The organism is Leptospira stimsonii (assembly GCF_003545885.1).
Taxonomy (GTDB): Bacteria; Spirochaetota; Leptospiria; order Leptospirales; family Leptospiraceae; genus Leptospira; species Leptospira stimsonii.
In genome coordinates this window covers 101,196-122,323 of record NZ_QHCT01000005.1, presented here as the reverse complement: position 1 = coordinate 122,323, position 21,128 = coordinate 101,196, and the positions used below count along the sequence as shown (strand labels likewise).

Sequence of the window (21,128 nt, the reverse complement as noted above, 5' to 3'; positions counted from 1 at the left end):
TTCTACAATCTAAGAAAAATAAAAATCATTGTACTCAGCGAACAGAGGAACCCGATCGATTGAATCGGAGACACTCTCTATGAAAAAAAAAAATCAAAATCTTTTAAATCTTCCACAAGATCTCGTAGAGGATTTGAGCGTAGGAAGAAGAATCGAAACTCATTCCCAAGGTTGGTTTGATCTTGCATCTGTCCCGGAAATTCATTTTAGCTCCGTAAGGATCGGACCGTTTAAAAAAGAAGAAGACGGTCAATACTACACAAACTCAGCGGGTCTCATAAAAATTTCAGAAGCCTATGACGAAGATCCCGAAATACTCGTCTGGCTTCCCCGTTTGCAACTCTATGGAACCTGGGACTCCAGTCACGATGAACTTCATATTTTTCCGAATCAGACTTGGACAAGTATGAAATCGGATTTAGTCCCCTTTATCGAAGCACAATGGGAAAGTTACAAAGGGGAAAATAAAATTGCCTGTTCGACCTTGGAAGGACCTGACGAATATTCGGATGCCTTTGATTTTATCACCTACGGCCTGAAGGAAACAGTAGATAAAATTTCCGACGAAAAACTTACAGAATTTCTAAATAAGCATGAAACGGGAATCCTCAATCATCCCAATGTCTCCTCTTTAGACCATGCGTATTTCGCATTAGCAAAAGTATATTTTCGTCTGGGGAAAATGGATCCGAGCCAGGAAGAACTCTGGAAAGAAAAATGTCTACGGATTCTAAATTTTTATCCCGAGGACGCCTTTCATCACGAAAGAGAGGCCGCGGAGATCTGCGCGTGGGTTTCAGCGGATTTCGGATTCAAAACGTTTCAGAATCTCCTGAAAAAGGATAAAAGGCAACCGGAATATTCCGGCGGTGCAAGTCTGATCTCCGCCCTCCTGCTCTATCATCCGAATCAATGGGAGTCTATTTTAGAAATTTCTAAAATACAAAGATATACGATCGGAGTCTTACGCTCCGTCGAAACCGCAAAAAATTGGGCTCTTACCGTAGTCAACGATCCTCTTTCGGCTAAACTCAAACAGAATCCAAACGCGATGGAGACAATTTCCAAACTTGTAATTCAGATCCACGAATTTGTCCTTTCGTCGACCGATGGATTTTTTTCTGAGCAAGACATTCATAAAATACGACATCAAAAAATCGTAGACCGACTTGTTCAAGGTTGGGAACTTATTAAGAAAAAAGAATATTCGAAAGTCGAGGAAATGTTGAGTTCAATCTTTTCGGAATATCCGGAAGACGCGGAGGCGCTTTTTTTGGATGCGAGACTTCATTGGTTAAAATCCGGTTCGCCGAAAGAGGGAATGAAACGTGCGGAAAAAAACCTACTCCTTGCCGCCTCAGGTGATTCTGCAGGCAGAAGCAGGCTTTATAACCTGATCGGTTGTGCGTTAGACGAAACAGGAAAACTGGAAGAATCAATCCAATTCTTTCAGAAAGCAGAGAAGTTGTCCCCGGAGGAATCCATTTATCCGGCGAACATTGCTGAAATTTTCTGGAAGTTAGGGAATTCGTCCTCCGCCGCTCGATACGCAAAAAAAGCCAAAAGCCTCGGGAATAAATCGGAAATCGTTGAAACGATCTTTCAAGCGACGAGGAGCAGTTCTCAAAAATGAAATCGGATTTAAAATCTTGCGGGAATCGATTTCAGATTGAAATTCTTGAAAAGACAAAACGATGAATCGTTTTCGATATGAATTTTTATTTTGAATACTGTGGATCAAAAATAATCGCGCTCGTCCCCGAGTTTTAAGGAACATCCTCAAAAAAGAGAAAGTCTCATTTTCAGAATCGGATACTTTTTTCCTTCCGGATCCAATTCAGTTCTATCATACGTTCGAAAGCCGAATTTAGAATAAAATTTCACCGCATTCACATTCTGTTCGTTCACGTCTACTTCGGTGACACCCAATTCAGAAAGCGCGAATTCGATCAAGAGTTTGCCGATTCCCTTTCCGATAAAATCCGGTTCCAAAAAAAACATTTCGATTCTATGCTCATCCACTCCGATAAAACCGACGACTATCTGATTCTTTTGAAGACAACAATACACTTGGAACGAGTTAAAATCGATATTCTGGACCAATGATTTGAAATATTCTATGTCTTCACCGGAAACAAAATCGTGAGTTGCACGAACCGACCGCTCCCAGAGTAAAATCATCTGTTCTCGATATTTTTCTTCGTACGGTCTTATTTCGAATCCGATTTGTTCGACCTCTTCCGGTTTTTGATTGTTTGGAGCCATTTGAATCAATTCTATCCTTCTCTCCTCCTTCGAAAAGAAAAAGTAAAAGTTACGACAAAAGAAACACATCTTCCGTGTTTCAACGGCTTCAGCCGGGAACAGAACTTTTAAAACAAAGAATGTTTTTCGAAATCTGAGACGGAAGAAACAAACGTTAACCGAATTCCGATTCCGCTCCTCACGCCGACTCGCCTAACAATGAATAGGTTCCTTTGCCCACAAAAGAACGAACGGTAAAATAACCGGAATCAACAGCGAACGGTTATTCCGATTCCTTGGCTATTCCCTCCGTTGCGGATGTTCTTCTAGAATAAAAGCAGGAATGCTTTTTCGGAGGACATTCGATGCAAACACAGAGAATTCTATTTTTTACGTTCCTCATTTTAGTCGTTTTTTGGATTGTATCCTGCGACGATGGAAAGAAGAACAATGATGATCTTTCGCTCTTGATCGCCTTGGCGGGTCAATCTTCGCCTAACAAAGAAATAGTCGAACCGAAAGTAGCGCTGAATACGGCGGAGTTAAAAATGCAAGGTCAGACGTATGCTCTGGGAAATACGCTCTGCAGTAAAAACGGAATCGCGGCCTCCGCTGGCGCGAACCTACTCGTGGACACGGGGAACTCTTTGATTGATTTTAGTAAGAATTCCGGAGTGATCGTAGGACCGGGAGGAGCCGGTCAAATCGACTTCTACGTAAACCTTCCGGCGGATACTTACAGAGTTTCCACTCAATGCGCGGCGACGATCACAAAAAACGATTCAAAAAATTACGGACTTCGGTTTTCAAACTGCCCGGTCGTAGCACAATTGAATCCCGGAAATTCTCCCGTAATCGGTGCGATCGATTTCGAAATCTATTGTACTAAAATAAATTAAACGGTCACGAAACGTTTCAAAAAAAAGCCCGAGATTTTTACTCTCGGGCTTTTTCAAAAAATCGTCAAAATTCTTCTTTCAATTTTGATTCTTTCTTACGCTTGAAAGGCATCCAGAACGAGTTGGTCCTGTTCTTGCAAATGTAGTTTCATATGTCCGGCCGCGGGGCTCGGTGATTCGTGTCTTCCCGCATATGTAAGTCGAATGCCGGAAGGAAGAAGGTCTTCGATTCTTTCTCTTACAAAGAACCAGGCGCCCTGGTTTTTCGGTTCTTCCTGACACCATACGAATTGTTTCGCGTTCTTGAACGTTTTCACGACCGCATTTTCGATTTCTTTACTTGCGAAAGGATAAATCTGTTCTACACGGACTAAGGCTACGTTTTTGATTTTATTCTCGTCTCGGTATTTCATTAAATCATAATATACTTTACCGGCAGAGAAAATCACCTTATCGATTTTGTCGGCCTTGGAACCGCTGTCATCCACAAGAATCTCTTTGAACGCGCCTTGTAGAATATCTTCCACCGGAGAAAGAGAAGCAGGGAAACGGAGCAAACTTTTCGGAGTTACGATCACGAGAGGTTTGCGGTAATTTCTGAGCATCTGTCTCCGGAGCAAATGGAAATACTGAGCCGCGGTTGTAAGATTACAAACCTGCATGTTATTCAACGCGCAGAGTTGCAGAAATCTTTCCAATCTTGCGGAAGAATGTTCCGGTCCCTGTCCTTCGTAACCGTGAGGCAAGAGCATCGTAAGTCCGGAAAGTCTCTGCCATTTTACTTCCGAGCTGGAAATAAACTGATCGAAGATCACCTGCGCGCTGTTCGCAAAATCTCCGAACTGAGCTTCCCACATTACGAGAGCGTTCGGATCCGCGAGAGAATAACCGTATTCAAAACCCAAGACCGAAAATTCGGAAAGGGAAGAATTGATGATCTCCGCCTTTGCTTGTTTTGCGGAAATATGATTCAGAGGAATGTATTTCTCGTTTGTGTTCGTGTCCACGAGCACTGCGTGACGGTGTGAAAACGTTCCTCTCTGAGAATCTTGTCCGGAAAGACGGATTCTAAATCCACTCTCCAAAATCGAACCGAAAGAAAGAGCTTCCGCAAAACCCCAGTCCACGGGAATTTTTCCTTCCGCCATCTCCTTTCTACTCTGAAGAAGTTTTACAAGTTTAGAATTCGGAGTAAATCCTTGAGGTACGGAAGTCAAGGCCTGAACGATTCCTTGCATTTGTTCTTTCAAAAGTTTTGTCGCAGGTTCCGAATCCAAGGAAACCTTGGAGAACTTGGACCAAACTCCTTGCATGGTATCTACCCTGATCTTAACGTCCTGTTCTTTTGCTCTTTGGAAAGAATCTTCCAATCCGTGCATAGAACCGTTTTTGATAAAGTCCAGGTCTTCCTGAGCGATTTCACCTTCTGCAATGAGTTTCTTTTCGTAAAGAACCACGGTCGGAGGATGATTTTTAATGATGGAATACATCTTCGGTTGTGTGAATGCGGGCTCGTCCGTTTCGTTGTGGCCGAGTCTTCTATAACATACGAGATCGATGATGAAATCTTTTTTGAACTTCTGACGGTATTCCATCCCGAGTTTTACGACTCTGTAAACCGCTTCCGGATCGTCACCGTTTACGTGAATGATCGGAATCTGAAAACCTTTGGCAAGATCGGTTGCATACAACGTGGATCTGGATTCGTCAGGCAAGGTTGTAAATCCGATCTGGTTGTTAACCACGACGTGAAAACTTCCTCCGGTTGTATACCCTTCCAAGTTCATCAGGTTGAGCGTTTCCGCGACGACACCTTGACCCGCGAACGCCGCGTCTCCGTGGATGAGAATCGGCATATACTTCGCACGATCCTTGTCTCCGATCAAACCCTGACGAGCGCGAACGGATCCCGTTACGACCGGATTCACACATTCTAAGTGACTCGGGTTGAATGCGAGAGAAAGTTTTACTTCTTTTCCCGCTTTTGTCATTCTGCTATTGGAATATCCGAGGTGATATTTTACGTCCGCATAACTCAGATTATCTTTATCGGTCTTCTCTTCGAATTCCGCAAAGATGAGAGAAGCCGGTTTCTCGATGATGTTCACGAGAACGTTGAGTCTTCCTCTATGAGCCATTCCGATCACAAGTCCGTCCATTTGATGATGTCCGGCTTCTTCCACGATCGTGTCTAAAAGTGGAATAAAAGATTCTCCTCCCTCGAGAGAGAATCTTTTTTTACCCACGTATTTTTTTGCGAGGAAGGTTTCGAAATAATCCGCTTGGAATAATTTTTCGTACAATCTGAGTTTGGTGCTCTTCGGAATCGGAGCTAAGAATTCGGGAGACTCCATCTTCTTCTGAAGCCATTCTCTTTCCACGTCGTCGACGAGGTAGAAATGTTCCGCACCGATCGTGTTGCAATAGACCTTCTCATATAGATCGACGATCTCGGCAAGTTTCACTCTTCCCAGAGTATCGCTGTCCACGACGGTTTCTAAATCCGCTCGAGAAATACTTTGGAGTTTAGAATCTATAAAAGTACGATTCGGTTTTTGAATTCCAAGTGGGTCGAGTTGTGCGGCTAAGTGACCTTGTCTTCTATAAGCGTTGAGAAGGTTGATGATCCCCATCTCTCGAATCGATCCGGCTTGGGCGTCCGTAAAGGATGTTGCGACCGCTGATTTACCGTTCCCATTTCCATTACCGTTTGCATAACCGTTTCCATTGGAGAATCCGGTGGTGTCCACTTCTTGAAAGAAGAGTTTCCATTCTTTATCCACCGAATCCGGATTGATCTTATATTGATCGTAAAGTTCTTCGAGGAGAGCGCCGTTCTCTCCGTAAAGTGCCATGAGTTTTTCTATTTTCATTCTTGAAACCTACCTAATCGATTCACGCGTGAATCGCCCACTTATCCACCGCCATCGCCGCTTCCTTGATTACTTCCGCAAGGGTTGGATGCGCGTGAAAACTTCTCGCAACGTCTTCTGCAGACGCGCCGAATTCCACAGCGACCGCCAACTCGGCGATCATATCGGAAGCTCTCGGTCCAAATACAAAGGCTCCGAGGATCTTATCTGTTTTTTTATCCGCTAGTATTTTAACTTGTCCTTCCGCTTCGTTCATCGCTTTCGCGCGAGCGTTCGGACGGAATAAGGATTTTCCGGTTTTGTATTCGATTCCCGCGGCCTTGAGTTCTTCTTCGCCCTTTCCGACCCAGGCCATTTCGGGCCAAGTATATATGACGTAAGGAACCGCATCATAATTGACGTGTCCGGATTGACCCGCGATGAGTTCCGCAAGAGCCACACCTTCTTCTTCCGCTTTGTGCGCGAGCATCGGTCCGTCGACCGCGTCTCCAATCGCATAAATCCCAGGGACAGAAGTTCTATAATGACTATCGATTTGAATCCGTTTTCGCGGAGTCAGTGCAACGCCCGCTTCTTCCAGACCCACACCTTCGATAAAAGGACGACGACCGACCGCGACAAGAACGACGTCCGCTTCGAGTTCTTTGGATTCTCCCTTAGAATCTTCGATCGTGACTTTCGCTCCGGTCTTAGAAACGCTGGCGCCTTTGACCTTGTGTTCAAATAAGAATTCCATACCTTGAGAAGTCAAAGAACGTTCGAGTAAAGAACCCATCTGACGATCCACGTTGGAAATGAGTCCGGGAAGAAATTCCACCACGGTAACTGCGGTTCCGAGTCGAGACCAAACGGAACCAAGCTCGAGTCCGATCACACCGGCTCCGATGATGATCATCTTTTTCGGAAGTTTACGAATGTCGATCGCGTGATCGGATGTGATGATCGTTTTTCCGTCCACGGTCAATCCGGGAATATCGATCGGAACCGATCCGGTTGCAACGACTACGTGTTTGGCAGTCAGAACTTCTTTGGTTCCGTCGTTCAATGCGACTTCCACTTTGCTCGCGGAAAGAACCTTTCCAAAACCTTCGTAACGTTTGATCTTGTTTTTGCCGATGAGGAAGTCCACTCCATCGGTGACCTCTTTCACGATCTGATCCTTACGATTCATAAGTTTGTTCAGGTCGAGATCGACTTTTCCGACGGTGATTCCGTGAACGTCCAACTTGTGTAGAGTTTTATGATATTCTTCTGAAGAATCCAGAAGCGCCTTGGAAGGAATACAACCCACGTTGAGACAAGTGCCTCCGAGGGTTTTTCTTTTTTCGATGATTGCGGTTTTTAAACCGAGCTGAGCGGAACGGATGGCACAAACGTAGCCCCCCGGTCCGGAACCGATCACGACTACGTCAAATTCTGCTGACATGATTCCTCTTTCATTAAAGTTCGAGTAAAAGTCGAGTCGGGTCTTCGATCGCTTCTTTTACCTTCACGAGAAACGTAACCGCTTCCTTTCCATCCACGATTCTGTGATCGTAGGAAAGAGCGAGATACATCATCGGACGGATTACGATCTGATCGTTTACCACCACCGCACGTTTTACTATATTATGAAGTCCTAAAATTCCACTTTGTGGTGGATTGAGGATCGGAGTAGACATCATGGAACCGTAGATCCCGCCGTTGGAAATCGTAAACGTTCCGCCTTCCATTTCCGAGAGTTCGATCTTTCCGTCTTTTACCCGATTGGCGAGTCTTCCGATTTCCTGTTCCACTCCCGCGAAACTCAAAAGATCAGCGTCTCTTACGATCGGAACTACAAGACCTTTCGGTCCGCCGACTGCGACTCCGATATCAAAGTAATTCTTATATACGATGTCAGTTCCTCGGATTTCCGCGTTGATCGCAGGAATCGTTTTGAGCGCGTGGATCGCCGCTTTCGTAAAGAAACTCATAAAACCAAGGCCGACGTTATGCGCTTCTTTGAACTTATCCTTGTAACGATTTCTGACTTCCATCACCGCGCTCATATCAACTTCGTTAAAAGTGGTAAGAATCGCCGCATTGTGTTGTGCGGAGACGAGTCTTTCCGCGATTACTTTGCGAAGACGAGACATCGGAACCGTGTTTTCTCTCGGAAGATCTCCTCGGCTCGCAACCGGAACGGCTTTTGGAATTTCTGGAGCCGGAGCCGATGCTTTCGCCGGAACGGAAGTCGGTGCGGATGTTTTAGCTTCGATTGCTTTTAACACGTCTTCCTTTGTGATCTGTCCATTCTTACCCGAACCGGAAATCGCGGATGCGTTCAGACCGTTGTCGTCGATCAACTTACGGACCGCAGGTGGAAGAGTTTCGTTTAAGTTGCCGTTGTTGGAGACCGGTGTCGAGTTGGATGCAGGAGAAGAAGCGGGAGAAGAGGAAGGAGTTGGAGCAGAGGCGACAGCGGCGGCGTCAATGAGACCGATGATCTCTTTTACCTTTACCGTGTCCCCCGCCTTCTTATGAATTTTCTGAAGAACACCCGAAGACGGGGCGGGAACTTCCATGGTCGCCTTATCGGTTTCCAGTTCCAGCAGGATCTCGTCCTGTTTTACTTGTTCTCCTTCTTTCTTTACCCAATTCGCAATGGTTGCTTCCGTGATCGATTCCCCCATTTCGGGGACCTTGATTTCTACAGACATGTATGATTCCTTTTGGGAGGCTTAGGATGCTCTATAAGGCCGGCCTCGGTTTCAATCCTTATAAACGAAAAAATTCTGTAAACGAAATTCTCCAAAACGGAATTATTCCGTCCTTGGTTTGAATTTTCGATCGGTTTTGCCTAATTCTTCATCACTGATCTGATATTCTTTTTGTAGGAATTCTCTAAAATCCATGGACTTGTGGTGATCCCTCTCTCCGTCACACTGACGATTTCCCATCACCGCCTTTGTAACACCGGCTACGGTGATCGGCTTTAGAGTCAGGTTCTGAGTTACGGGACATACTCCCGGTTTCGGAGCCAAACCGTTGTAAGCACAGGTTCCTCCTCCTTGCACTTCTTCCGGCATAACGTCTTCGCCAAAGGTCGGGTAGTTTTCTCCGCCGTAAAAACGATTGTACATCTTTCCCCAGATTGGAACCGCGAGAACGGAAGCCGCCTGACCTCTTCCTAAAGAAATCGAACTCTTATCAAAACCCAACCAAATCACGGTCGTGTAATTCGGGTCGAATCCGCAATACCAAGCATTGGTGAAAGAAGAAGTGGATCCGGTCTTTCCAGCGGCGATTCCTCGGTAGTTTCCTTTGTCCGGGTCTCTGAGTCCCATCGCCGCGGTTCCAGCCATCGCAACGTTTATGAGCATTTTCTTAAGAATATAGGCCGTTCCTTCGGAGATAACTTGGATGCTTCCATCCTTTGCTTGTCTCTGAAGTTCTTCCTGAACCTTAGACTCCTCGTTGTAGACGACGTTTCCGCTTTGATCGATCACGTAACGAACGGAGAATGGAATCACCCTTCTTCCGTCGTTTGCAATCGTCGCGTAACCAAGAGCCATTTCTAAAGGAGTGAGTTCCGCGATTCCAAGCGCGAGCGCGGGACTGGAAGGAAAACGAGAAGGATTGACTCCCGTAAGTCGAGCGGCGAAATCAATCACCGCGTCCGGTCCGGTTCGAAGAAAAACCTGTACCGAAACGATATTCAAAGATAAGGACAAAGCTCTGGAAAGAGGAACCATTCCGAGAAAGTCTCCGTCGAAATCCTGTGGAGACCAGCCTTCTCCCTCTTCGGTAAGAGTTGTCAGAGGAGCGTCCATAATTCCGGTTCCGCTTCCGACCACACGCTCTTGGATCGCCGCGCCGTAGACAAACGGTTTGAACGCGGATCCGGTTTGACGTCTGGCCATCGTCGCACGGTTGAACTGATTCTTCGGAGTGAATTCGTAACCTCCGACCATGGTTTGAATATAACCGGTGGAAGGCTCGATCGTGATCGCCGCGCCTTCTACGTGAAGGTTCTTTCCGAAAACCGCGGTTTGTTTTTGAAATTCGGAGATCGCCGCGGATTCGTTTTCACCGGGAGTAAGAATCGAAAGAATATCCGCCGCATCGATGAGTTCTCGTTCCAGATAAACACGGTAGTTCGCCTTTTCGTCCAACTTACTGACGAAAGGCATTCCCACTGGGAAAATGGATCCCATCAAATAATAGAGTCCGACCAAACCACGATCCGCTCCACCGGAATAGTTTACCGTGATTCCGGAAACGAGGTCGTCGTGTCTTTTGATCGCCTTGGACAATTCTTCCTGAGCGATCTCTTGTTTGCGAGCGTCGAGGGTCGTATAAACTTTTAAGCCCCCGGTATAAACCTTGTCTTCGCCCAATTCTTTTTCGAGCTTTTGACGAACGTATTCCGTAAAGTGAGGAGCCTTGTTCAGACGATTCCCCCAAGTCGATTGAGACGGAGACTTCGTGATGACAACGGGCCAGTATTTATTCCAAAAATCGTCGTGAATGCTCTGAACCTTGTCTTCCGGAATGTAGCCTTGAGAAGCCATGAGTCTGAGAACGCCGATATGTGCGTTTTTCGAAATCGCCGGATTCTTAAATGGAGAATATTTTACAGGTGCCTTCGGAAGTCTTGCGAGCATCGCCGCTTCCGCGATATCCAAATCACTTACGTCTTTTTGAAAGTAAACGTCGGCGGCGGAGGCGAGTCCCGTGGTTCCGTGTCCGAGATAGATAAGATTAAAATAAATTTCTAATATTTCTTCTTTTGAATATTCTTGTTCGATCTGAAGCGTAAAGAGGGCTTCGATGAATTTTCTTGCAAAAGAACGTTTTCTGTTTTGGAGGACGGTCTTTGCCAACTGTTGTGTGAGTGTGGAACCACCCTGTTTGATTCTTCCGGCAAAAACGTTTACGATCCCAGCTCTGAGAATCGCGACGAAATCGATCCCGAAGTGATTGAAGAAATTATTGTCTTCCACGGAAAGAAACGCCTGCACCACGTGAGGAGGAATATCCTGATATTTGAGAAGTTGTTGTTTGTGTTTGTAGAGTTCTGCGAAAACGACTCCGTTGATATCGTAGAGTCTGGTCGGGGTCGTGGGCTGATACGACGCGAGCATCGCGAGTTCTCCCCCTTCGTCCACTTCGGAAAGAATATAACCGAAAAAGAGACCTCCTAAGAGGGCGATGACGAGCAAGGCTCGTGAAGTTCTATGAAGTCCGATACTTTTAATCATGATAGTTTATATTCGTTCCCTTCTATGGCGAGTTCGATCTTGAGTGTATGATTGCCGAGCGCGACCGCGTGTGCCCGCGCTTCCTGGAGAATGATATCCAAAACGTCGTCCGCATACGCGGGTTCGTGATGAGTGAGAACCAGTGTTTTCACATTCCAAGCAACTGCACAATTTACGGCCATCGTGTAGGATGTATGTCCCCAGTCAAATTTTTGGAAGGATTCATCCAGGGTATATTGAGAATCCAGGATGAGAAGATCCGCGTCTTGAAAAAACGGTTTCATCTCCGAAACGGAAGCAAAATCTTCTCCGGTAAATTCCGCGTCCGTGGCGAAAATAAAGACCTTTCCCTTCTCCTCCAACCGGTAGGCGAAAGACCCACCCGGGTGTTTGAGAGGATAGACGTTCACCTTACAATCCCCTTCTAAATCCAAAGTTTCGCCAGGCTGGACGCAGGTAAAGAGTTTCGTGGAAGCGAGCGCGGAAAATGGAAGAGGGAAGAATTCGGAGGCCTGCTGTCTTTCAAAACGTTCCGAAAGATCGGAAAAAGGAGAATAAAAATGGAGTTCATTCCCCGGAATATAGAGGGGTTTGAAGAAGGGAAGCCCTTGGATATGATCCCAATGCGTATGGGTAAAGAAGAACGCGATCCTTCCCTGACCTTTGCCGAACTTCTCCTGCATGAGCTCGTCGCCGAGAACGCGAGCGCCCGTCCCACAATCGATCACGATTCTTCTCCCCGAGGAAAGAACCACGGAGATACAAGTGGTATTGCCGCCTACTACGTGAGTAAGGTAAGGAGGAAGATTGGAAATAAATTTCTCGATATCCGAAAGTACATTTGGGTTTCCGTCCCGGACGATTTCCAGGACTTGAATAAGCTTTTGTATATATTCCGTAGTTCGGAGAGGGGCGGAAATCGAACCTCGAGTTCCGTAAAGCTGGATGATCACCTTGAACCCAGGATTTCGATCTCTCACATTCTGTCAAAGAGAAGAGAGGAAAGAAAATTCGTTTTACGGTTGTCTCCCGAATTCTAAGGAGAAATCATGTTCCCCTATGACAGGCTACTACAATCGGATCGGGCCGGAGCTGACTCCCGTGGTTCGGATGCTCTTGATCTTAAACGGGGGAATTTTCGCGATTCAACTCCTTCTTTCCTGGACGGTAGGAGATTATCTCACTCTCTTTTTCGGATTAACGCCCGACGCAATCACGCATCATTATTACGTTTGGCAATTTATTACGTACGCATTCTTACATTCCACACAGAACATCTTCCATATTCTGTTTAACATGTTTTCTCTTTGGATGTTCGGTTCCATTTTGGAAAATCACTGGGGAGGAAAGAACTTTCTTAAATTCTATCTTTTCTCCTGTTTTATGGGCGGCTTCTTTCCCTGGATTTTGCATCTCTTAGGGTGGCACCAAGGAACGATCATAGGAGCTTCGGGAGGAATCTACGGTCTTTTGGTTGCCTTCGCTTTGATCTGGCCGAACCAGGAATTGTTGTTCATGGGTTTTTTTCCCCTGAAGGCGAAATACATGGTCGTCATCCTCATGCTGATCATCGCGTTCTCCGGTCCGGGCGGGAACATTGCGCATATGGCTCATGCAGGAGGTGCCATCGGAGGCGCCCTTTATTTCTTTTATTATAATAAACTTAAGTCTAAAATCCCTTCTTCTCTTTCTTTGAGTCGTTATCTCCAGAAGAGAAAGATGAAAAAATGGCAAGAAGAGATGAATCGAAAGATTCACGTCCGAGAAGAAGTGGATCTTCTTTTGGATAAGATTTCGAAGAGTGGAATGGATTCTCTTTCGAGAAAGGAAAAGAAATTCTTAAAGGACGCGTCTAGCCAGTATTCTTCGGAAGAATGATTTTTTTTCGATCTCGAGAAATCGGGATCGATTCATTCTAAATTGTTTCAAGAAGAATTTTGTAAGGACGATTTGATTTGAAAAAGTAGGAACTCACACGTTTCCTTGAACAGAGAAGTCCACTTTGATTCGAAAAAGTAGGAACTCACACGTTTCTTTGAACAGAGAAGTCCGCTTTGATTCGAAAAAGTAGGAACTCACACGTTTCTTTGAACAAAGAAGTCCACTTTGATTCGAAAAAGTAGGAACTCACACGTTTCTTTGAACAAAGAAGTCCGCTTTGATTCGAAAAAGTAGGAACTCACACGTTGTCCCTCTTCACAAACCGATTGCAAAAAAAGAGAAGCCTAACAATCTGCAAAGAAAACACAATGCGCACATTCTCCTTTATTCAAAACTCGGAACGATCTGCCACATACAATCTTGCCATCGAAGAAGCGATCGGGCTTCATCTGGTATCCTCCGGGTATGGAGCCGGACTTCGGATCTGGAAAAACCCATTCTCCATCGTAGTAGGTCTTTCTGAAAGACCGGAAGAAACGGTTCTCCCGGAAATACTCAATCCATTCTTAGAATTCGAAAAAAACGCAGGAAAAGAATCCGTTCTCAAAAACAAAAAAAACATCCAAAAGAATTCTTCACCTTCGATTGTCCGGAGAGCGAGCGGCGGAGGAACCGTGGTTCATCATCCGGAAGAGAATCTAAATTTCACATTCTTCATTTCCTTGGACGTAAAACCGGAACTCTACAAGGTAAAAGAATCCTATGATTATTTCCTAAGTTTAGTCATCGCGTCCTTGAAAAAACAAACGTTAGACGCTTCTTTCAGAGGGAAATCGGATCTTGCGGTCGTCGATCAAGGATTGGAGAAGAAGATTTCGGGAAATGCACAATTCCGGAAAAGAGGCGCGGTCGTCCATCACGGGACGTTGATCTTAAAACCTTCCCTCATCGAAAGAGTCTCCGGACTTCTCAAACATCCACCGGAAGAACCTGAATACAGAAAGAATCGAAAACATTCCGATTTCGTGACGGCCCTCCCCGAGCATTTTTCTACCTTAAAATTTGGCCAAGACCTTTCTCATGTATTTGCCGAATCTCTGGGTCTTTCCAGAATGGGCACAGAGAAGGATCTCCGATTTACAAAATTGATTCTCAGAGAAGCGAAAACTCTCCTGGAGAATAAGTATTCGAGGATGGATTTTATCCTCAGAGACTGATCGGGTTCCATTCTACTTCATAAATCCGTTAGAAAAGAAGGGCCACGATGCAGTTTCTTCCGAAAGCAGATCCAGAAATCTATGCAGCGATCAAAAAAGAGGACGAAAGACAGGAAAATAACCTGGAAATGATCGCCTCCGAGAATTTTGTTTCCAGACCGGTTCTGGAAGCCTACACTTCAACACTCACAAACAAATACGCGGAAGGTTATCCGGGAAAAAGATACTACAACGGATGTGTCAACGCGGATGCAGTGGAAAGCCTCGCCATCGAAAGAGCGAAAAAACTCTTCGGCGCGGAATACGCGAACGTCCAACCTCATTCGGGCGCGCAAGCAAATATGGCCGTCTTCTTGGCTTGTTTAGAACCGGGAGATTCTTTCCTCGGAATGAACCTCGCGCACGGAGGTCACCTGACCCACGGTTCTCCGGTCAATATCAGCGGTCGTTATTATAAACCGATTCCATACGGAGTGGATCCGAAAACGGAGATGATCGACTACGATGAAATCGCAAAACTCGCGAGAGAACACAAACCGAAGTTGATCGTTGCCGGTGCCTCTGCTTACGCAAGAATCATCGATTTCGCGAAATTCGCGGAGATCGCAAAAGAAGTCGGAGCCAAACTTATGGCGGACATCGCACATATCTCGGGGCTTGTTTCCACCGGATATCACCCTTCTCCCGTTGGACTTTTTGACTACGTAACGACCACGACTCACAAAACCCTGAGAGGACCGAGAGGCGGGCTCATTCTTTCTTCCTTAGAAAATGAGAAAATACTCAACTCTCGCGTTTTCCCTGGAATTCAGGGCGGACCTCTGATGCACGTGATCGCCGCCAAAGCCGTAGCATTCCAAGAAGCGCTTCAACCCGAATACAAAACTTATATTGAAACCGTATTAGCAAATGCTAAAACTCTTGCAGAAGTATTCGTAAAACGAGGATATCGTGTCGTGAGCGGTGGAACGGACAATCACCTCGTTCTTCTGGACGTTTCCGTAAAAGGACTTACCGGAGCACAGGCGGCGGATGGACTGGACGAAGTGGGAGTGACCGTAAACAAAAACGCGATTCCTTTTGATAAGAATCCTCCGGCAGTCGCTTCCGGAATTCGTTTGGGAACTCCGGCGCTTACGACTCGCGGACTCAAACCTTCGGACATCGAAGTTGTAGGAAATCTGATCTGCGATTTTCTCGACAACCCAAACGACGAAAAGAATCGTTCGAAAGTAAAAGGTGGAGTCAAGGAAGTCACTCAGAGATTTCCGATGGATCGTTTCCGTCTGGATTGAAGAGGTTCTTTTTTTTTCGAGAATTCAAAAAGGCGCCCTGAAAATGGCGCCTTTTTTCATTTTAGAACGATCCTCAAAAAGAATTCCTTTTTATATTTCGTGTGAGTTCCCACAAATTACATCCCATCCCTATTTTCGAAACGTCTAGGGCCGTTCTCTGTGATTCCGAAATGTGTGAGTTCCTACTTTTTCCCATCTTAGAAGAATCCCCGATTTGCATTCGGCGATTCCGAACATTCTTTCCTAAAGAAAAAAGACCCTCCTTTTTCAAAGAAACGAAATTCTTCCGCGGGTCCTTCGCGTCGAAGGTGACTGTAAGTCGTTTTCGAAGGGGAATTTTGTTGGGAGAAATTTACGAAACGTTTCCCAAAGATCGAAAACAAAAAACCGATCGCCGACAGATTCGGTATCCTTTCGGAAAGAGAGAATCGACTTGTTTCATTCTCAAAAAACCAAACTTCATCTTGTCCTACAATTCATAGGAAGAATCCGGAAAAAGGCCCCGAATAGGAAAAAGGATTCTTTGAAGAGTCGCTCTCAAATCAAGAAATTCAATCGAAATGAAAATCAATTCTCCGAAAGCGTCTTTCAAACGCGAAAAATGACTCCAATAACGCACAATATATTCAATTTTTATTATATACTAACTCTTCCGATTGTTTATATGAAAAATTTCGGAAGATTCTCTGTTATTTCCAAATTCTTCTTAGAATGAGAAGAATTTTATCCAGCAAATCGCCGTTCCGAAAAGGATATCCGGAAAAAAGGTCCAAAACAAAATAATCATCCACTCCTTCTCTTTTGCTAAAATTACGAATTTCCGATCTTATAAGACATATTTTCGAATTATCATTTTCTTCATCCTACATTTTGCTTTACAAATTTATACTTATCATTAGAATAGTATTTATGTTTTTGGAAACAGCAGAGCGCCAAACACCCGGTGCAAACCTTTACCAACCGGTTCTTTCCTGGAATCGAAAAGGATTGAGTATGCTCACGGGAATGTCCGGGGTATTTCATCTCGCACTTCAATGGGAATACGCGTTTGCGGTCTCCGGTTTTAAAGTTTTCAATCTGGATTGTGCAATTCGTTTTAATCCGTTCGTAATCACCGACGAAACAAGAAAGAGAAGAATTCCTCCCGAGTCCTTACTGGAAAATATTTTTGTCCAGAGGGCGTTCACTCCTTATCAGATTTTGGACGCATTAAAAAACATAGCAAACCGGAACTCGCAAAACACGATCTACTTTCTCTTAGCGCCTTGCAAACAATTCTTCGACGGAGACGTTCAAGAGGAAGAAGGAAGATTTCTTTTGGATAAGATGTTGCTGATTTTGGAAACGATTCATTCGAAAAATATTCCAATCCTCGTAATCGAATCGATGAAATACAAACATCCCACGTTTCAGAATTTTTTTCCGAAATTAGCAAACGCGTCTTCGGATCTTTGGGAACTGAAAATTGAAAATCAACTTTCTTATCTCAAAGTTAGAAAGAAGTCGATTCCTTCCGTTGAGTCCTTGGAAGAAAACAGAGAGGTATAAAAGCGCTTATGGGTAGAACAGTCACTCCTTACTCCAGACAAATGCAACAAGTAGAATCCGGTCTTCTTGAATTTCGAAGAGGACTTCGAAAACCGGATCAAGAAGTTTTCGACGATCTCATACGGACCGCAAAGTTGCAAGTTCAGGCAGGGGTTATGGCATCCGCGCCCTACCCGATCGATACGATGCTCTTAACCATGATGATCGATCTAAAAAAGGAAATACAAAAGTTAAAGCAGGAAATGATTTCGACCAAGGTTTTAAAAGGAGATGGCTGAAACGATTTGGATCGAAGGAACTCTATTCGATATTTATCATATAGAAGATAGAATACATATTTGGATTCTCAATGGTAAAGGAGAACCTCTTCTCGTTTACGATTTTTATCAGCCGGTCATCTATGCCAGGGGAGATGAAATTCTTCTTAAAAAACTCGTACAAAGACTCTATCAACTCAGAGCGCTCGCGGAAATCCCGACCTACGAGGAGAAAAATCTCTTCTATGAAAATCAGACGGTCTCCGTCCTCAAACTTACGATCGCTCGTCCTTCCGTTTTGTCTAAGGTTTCCAGAAAACTCTATGCGCTCTACGGAAAATTCGACATCTTTCATTCAGACATCGAAGTCCCAACAAGCTATCTCGTTGAAAAAAAATTATTTCCTTTGTGCAAAGTGCGACTCTCCTATTCGGAAGAAAGGGACGGAAAAAAAATTCACGAGATAATAGCCCTCGATGAAATCGAAAATTTAGACTACGATGTCCCTAAGTTCAAAATTCTTTCTATGCGACTTTCTCAGAGTCATAGACTCGACATGAAAAAAAACTCTCTCGTATTTCGAACTTTTGACAAGTCTTGGGAATTCTCTGGCTCGAATCCGAAAGAACTTTTATCTCAGATCGACGCTCTTCTCAAAGAAGAGGATCCCGATATCATTCTCTCCTCTTACGGTGATCAGATCATCTTCCCGTATTTATTCTCTCAAGCTCAAAAGTTTAAAATTTTCCCCGCATTCGATCGGGACCGAGCGAGTCCGATTCGAAGAAATATTCAAACGAAAGGTACTAGCTTTAATACGTACGGCACGATCGTTTTTCGAGCTCCTTCTTACCCTCTTTTTGGACGTTGGCATATCGATTCGGAAAATAGCTTTGTTCATAAAGAAGCGGATCTTTTGGGTATTGTCGAATTAGCAAGACTCTCTCGTCTTCCAATTCAAAAGATGGCAAGAGCTTCGACGGGGAAAGCCCTGACCGCGATTGAAACGGACGTCGCCTTGAGAAGAGGGTATCTCGTCCCTTGGCAAAAGAGCGCGATCGAATCTCCGAAAACCGCCCTTCAACTTTTAGAAGCGGACAAAGGCGGACTTGTCTTTCAGCCGGACATCAGCTTCGGAATGACCGCTGAAAACGTAGCACAATTGGATTTTGCACAAATGTACCCGAGCATCATGGTTCTCCATAACATTTCTCCTGAATGTGTAAACTGTTCCTGTTGCGAGAACGACAAAACAACTCCGGTAGTTCCGAGTTTAGGATACAAAATATGTAACAAACGAAAAGGAATCGTTTCGGAGGCTTTGGAACACGTTCTGGTTCGAAGAGCACATTACAAAAATATAGTAAAACAAACAAAAGACGAAGTAAAACTCTATGAAAGCGAACTCAAACAATCCAGTCTTAAGTGGATGTTGGTCACCTCTTTCGGTTATCTTGGATACAGAAACGCAAAATTCGGAAGATTGGAAAGTCACGAAAGCGTAAACGCTTTCGCAAGAGAAAAACTTCTAACCGCCAAGGAGATTTCGGAGGAAAGAGGTTATGTTTTTATCCACGCGATTACCGACAGCCTTTTTATCCGCAAAGAGGATTCTTCTTCGTTCTCTCAAGAAGAATTAGATTCTCTCTGCGCCGAAATAACGGCAAAGACTTCCGTTAAAATCGATGTCGACGGGATTTATACTTGGCTTCTTTTTCCGTCGTCCAGTCAAGATCCGAAGATGCCTGTTGCAAACCGATACATGGGAAGATTTTCATCGGGAAAGTTAAAGTGTAGAGGAATCGGTTCCAGAAGAAAAGACATTCCCGTCTTTATTAGGAACGCTCAAAAGGAAATGTTGGAATGGATGAGAGAAAAAATTACGATCCAAGAATTGATCGATTCGGAAAAGGAAATCTTACAGATCTTCGATCGTTATGATAATCAACTCAAAACGGAGAAAGTTCCTCTCGAAGAACTTTTGGTCAGAAGATCCACTTCGAAAGATCTGGAAGAATACGAAGTACACGGCGCAACCTCACTTTCGCTTCTTCGCCTCAAGGAATTAGGGATCGAAGTTCAAGCGGGTGAAAAAATCCGATATTTAGTACTCAATCGAAATTCCAAAAGTAAGGACCAATGGTATCTTCCGGAAGAGGCCCTTCCGGTTTTTATAAGTAAGAATAAAAAAATCCACTGGGATAAAACTTTCTATAGGAAACTTCTTACAAACGTTTTTAGAGAGATTTGGTCGGAGTTTGCTTCGTTTAAAGACTTCGATTCTCTGATCGACGAACAGAGATGGCTTCCGTTTGACGATCATTACTGGGAAGAATATCAAAAATTCTTGATAGAAAAGAGACAAAGCTCATGAGAACACTTATTATCTAAAATCTCCCAATTCGTTTTAAATCTATCTTTTTTAAAACGAAGTTCGATTCTTATTTTCTAACGTATGAGGGAGGGGATCCAACCGACGCTTTCAAATACGATCAGAGTTCCTCCGATAAAAAATCCAGCCAGAAAAAATCGGTAGCTCCATCGTATGAATCTATATTTTGTAAAATAGATACTTCTTCCCATCTGATAAATATCGAAGGATATCGCCTTGTAGAGGGATGCATCCGATTCTAAAGAAGATTCCATATTCTTAAAGAATGTTTCTTCGTCGTCGTTAGCAAAATCACCGAAAAACAATGGATTCTTCTTTTTTAGTTTATCACGTTTCGAAAAGGGCATCACGGCAAAAATCGCCAAAGACGCCGCCACCGCAACAAACGCCATGAGTATGATCATCCCGGTGACGTACGTCCCTCGTTGCAAAAACCCGAGCGCTAAGGAAAGGATAACAAAAGAAGCGGCAATCAATATATTCGCCTTTTGATCGGCCATGAGACTCAATTGGACGTGATGTTGGTGGACGGTTCTGAGTAGATAATCGACGGAGGATCTGGCTTTCGTTGTGGAAAAGTATTCTGTCTGCATGTTCTAAAAATTTCTTTCTTACTGAATCTATTAGGGGGGTAGAATTGTAAAACGGATATTAGTGGGTGTTCCTACTTTTCACGGAGAGGCGGGAGGATTTTTTTTAAAAAAAAAGGAGGAAAAAATCTTCAAAATGAAGCTCCTTTTGCTCCTTTCCAGAACCGTGAAGAGTATGGGGATATTGATTTCAGCAACGCCTTCGACGAGTTCCCGTTTAACGGGTAGTAAAAAGAATGTGGAATCGATTCTGATTCCAGAATCTTTCCTTAAAAGACTCACGGATTTAGAGAGAAAGAATCTTCCGAAAATCGTCGGGCCTCTCCTGGAAACGTACACAAAATATCTCGTCTCTCTCAGACGCCTCAATCCAAGAGCGAAAAAAGTTATGTACCAAAGAGGAGAAGGAAAGCTAATAAAAGTAAATATGAGAATCGCTTCGGAAAACTGGGAGCTCCTCCGTGTCCTCGCCGATGCCCATGGAGTCTCTAAGAGTTTTCTCTTCAACTATATCCTCTGGCTGGACTCCCTCGACGTAGGCGAGTCCATTCGTGAAGTCCTGGGGGTGGGTGTTCCCACCCTCCACAACTCTTACAGCTATACCCTCCAGTACGACCGGTTTCAAAATAAGATCTCCCGAATTCTAAAATTCACCCCCGAACATCTAAAAACGATCCGGAGATATCGAACTCGAGAGACCTCTTAAA

Annotated in this window: 16 protein-coding genes; 9 read left to right on the top strand and 7 right to left on the bottom strand. The window is 44.4% G+C overall.

The window, feature by feature from the left end:
* Window positions 1-79 precede the first annotated feature (79 nt).
* Window positions 80-1,633, top strand: coding sequence for a tetratricopeptide repeat protein (locus DLM75_RS17180; protein WP_118969741.1), 1,554 nt, complete (start codon window positions 80-82; stop codon window positions 1,631-1,633).
* 146 nt (window positions 1,634-1,779) lie between these two features.
* Here DLM75_RS17180 and DLM75_RS17175 read toward each other — a convergent pair whose 3' ends face one another.
* Complete coding sequence (locus DLM75_RS17175; RefSeq protein ID WP_118969740.1) at window positions 1,780-2,265, bottom strand: GNAT family N-acetyltransferase; 486 nt, start codon at window positions 2,263-2,265, stop codon at window positions 1,780-1,782.
* A 344-nt stretch (window positions 2,266-2,609) separates the two neighbouring features.
* Here DLM75_RS17175 and DLM75_RS17170 point away from each other — a divergent pair, with 344 nt between their 5' ends.
* Window positions 2,610-3,143, top strand: a complete 534-nt coding sequence (locus DLM75_RS17170; RefSeq protein ID WP_118969739.1) for a hypothetical protein — start codon at window positions 2,610-2,612, stop codon at window positions 3,141-3,143.
* Between the two features lie 95 nt (window positions 3,144-3,238).
* Here DLM75_RS17170 and DLM75_RS17165 read toward each other — a convergent pair whose 3' ends face one another.
* The 5 genes from DLM75_RS17165 to DLM75_RS17145 all read right to left on the bottom strand — a co-directional run bounded on the left by DLM75_RS17165 (window position 3,239) and on the right by DLM75_RS17145 (window position 12,194).
* Window positions 3,239-6,016 carry a 2-oxoglutarate dehydrogenase E1 component gene (locus tag DLM75_RS17165; protein WP_118969738.1) on the bottom strand — a complete coding sequence of 926 codons (2,778 nt, stop codon included), beginning with the start codon at window positions 6,014-6,016 and terminating at the stop codon, window positions 3,239-3,241.
* 22 nt (window positions 6,017-6,038) lie between these two features.
* The gene (lpdA, locus tag DLM75_RS17160) at window positions 6,039-7,442 is read right to left on the bottom strand and encodes a dihydrolipoyl dehydrogenase (protein WP_118969737.1); all 1,404 of its coding nucleotides are present in this window, start codon (window positions 7,440-7,442) and stop codon (window positions 6,039-6,041) included.
* Between the two features lie 13 nt (window positions 7,443-7,455).
* Complete coding sequence (gene odhB / locus DLM75_RS17155) at window positions 7,456-8,697, bottom strand: 2-oxoglutarate dehydrogenase complex dihydrolipoyllysine-residue succinyltransferase (RefSeq protein ID WP_118969736.1); 1,242 nt, start codon at window positions 8,695-8,697, stop codon at window positions 7,456-7,458.
* Between the two features lie 102 nt (window positions 8,698-8,799).
* Window positions 8,800-11,238, bottom strand: a complete 2,439-nt coding sequence (locus tag DLM75_RS17150; protein ID WP_118969916.1) for a penicillin-binding protein 1A — start codon at window positions 11,236-11,238, stop codon at window positions 8,800-8,802.
* The gene (locus tag DLM75_RS17145; protein ID WP_118969735.1) at window positions 11,238-12,194 is read right to left on the bottom strand and encodes an MBL fold metallo-hydrolase; all 957 of its coding nucleotides are present in this window, start codon (window positions 12,192-12,194) and stop codon (window positions 11,238-11,240) included. Before DLM75_RS17145 ends, DLM75_RS17150 begins: the two co-directional genes overlap by 1 nt.
* A gap of 106 nt (window positions 12,195-12,300) precedes the next feature.
* On the opposite strand from DLM75_RS17145, the gene DLM75_RS17140 reads away from it, so the two are divergent.
* From DLM75_RS17140 to DLM75_RS17110, 6 genes are all read left to right on the top strand, one after another.
* Window positions 12,301-13,119 (top strand): rhomboid family intramembrane serine protease, encoded by an 819-nt coding sequence (locus DLM75_RS17140; protein WP_118969917.1) that lies wholly within the window; start codon window positions 12,301-12,303, stop codon window positions 13,117-13,119.
* A 371-nt stretch (window positions 13,120-13,490) separates the two neighbouring features.
* Entirely contained in the window at window positions 13,491-14,339 is an 849-nt protein-coding gene (locus DLM75_RS17135; protein WP_118969734.1) for a lipoate--protein ligase family protein, read from the top strand.
* Window positions 14,340-14,386: 47 nt separating this feature from the next.
* Window positions 14,387-15,634, top strand: a complete 1,248-nt coding sequence (gene glyA / locus DLM75_RS17130; RefSeq protein ID WP_118969733.1) for a serine hydroxymethyltransferase — start codon at window positions 14,387-14,389, stop codon at window positions 15,632-15,634.
* 909 nt (window positions 15,635-16,543) lie between these two features.
* Window positions 16,544-17,182: a hypothetical protein gene (locus DLM75_RS17120; protein ID WP_118969731.1), complete on the top strand. Its 639-nt coding sequence runs from the start codon at window positions 16,544-16,546 to the stop codon at window positions 17,180-17,182.
* 8 nt (window positions 17,183-17,190) lie between these two features.
* Complete coding sequence (locus tag DLM75_RS17115) at window positions 17,191-17,460, top strand: DUF8156 family protein (protein WP_118969730.1); 270 nt, start codon at window positions 17,191-17,193, stop codon at window positions 17,458-17,460.
* Window positions 17,453-19,813, top strand: coding sequence for a DNA polymerase domain-containing protein (locus DLM75_RS17110; RefSeq protein ID WP_118969729.1), 2,361 nt, complete (start codon window positions 17,453-17,455; stop codon window positions 19,811-19,813). Before DLM75_RS17115 ends, DLM75_RS17110 begins: the two co-directional genes overlap by 8 nt.
* A 74-nt stretch (window positions 19,814-19,887) precedes the next feature.
* On the opposite strand, the gene DLM75_RS17105 is transcribed toward DLM75_RS17110, so the two are convergent.
* Window positions 19,888-20,424, bottom strand: coding sequence for a Pycsar system effector family protein (locus DLM75_RS17105; RefSeq protein ID WP_241547968.1), 537 nt, complete (start codon window positions 20,422-20,424; stop codon window positions 19,888-19,890).
* 133 nt (window positions 20,425-20,557) lie between these two features.
* On the opposite strand from DLM75_RS17105, the gene DLM75_RS17100 reads away from it, so the two are divergent.
* Window positions 20,558-21,127, top strand: coding sequence for a DUF1564 family protein (locus DLM75_RS17100; protein ID WP_241547967.1), 570 nt, complete (start codon window positions 20,558-20,560; stop codon window positions 21,125-21,127).
* Window position 21,128 lies beyond the last annotated feature (1 nt).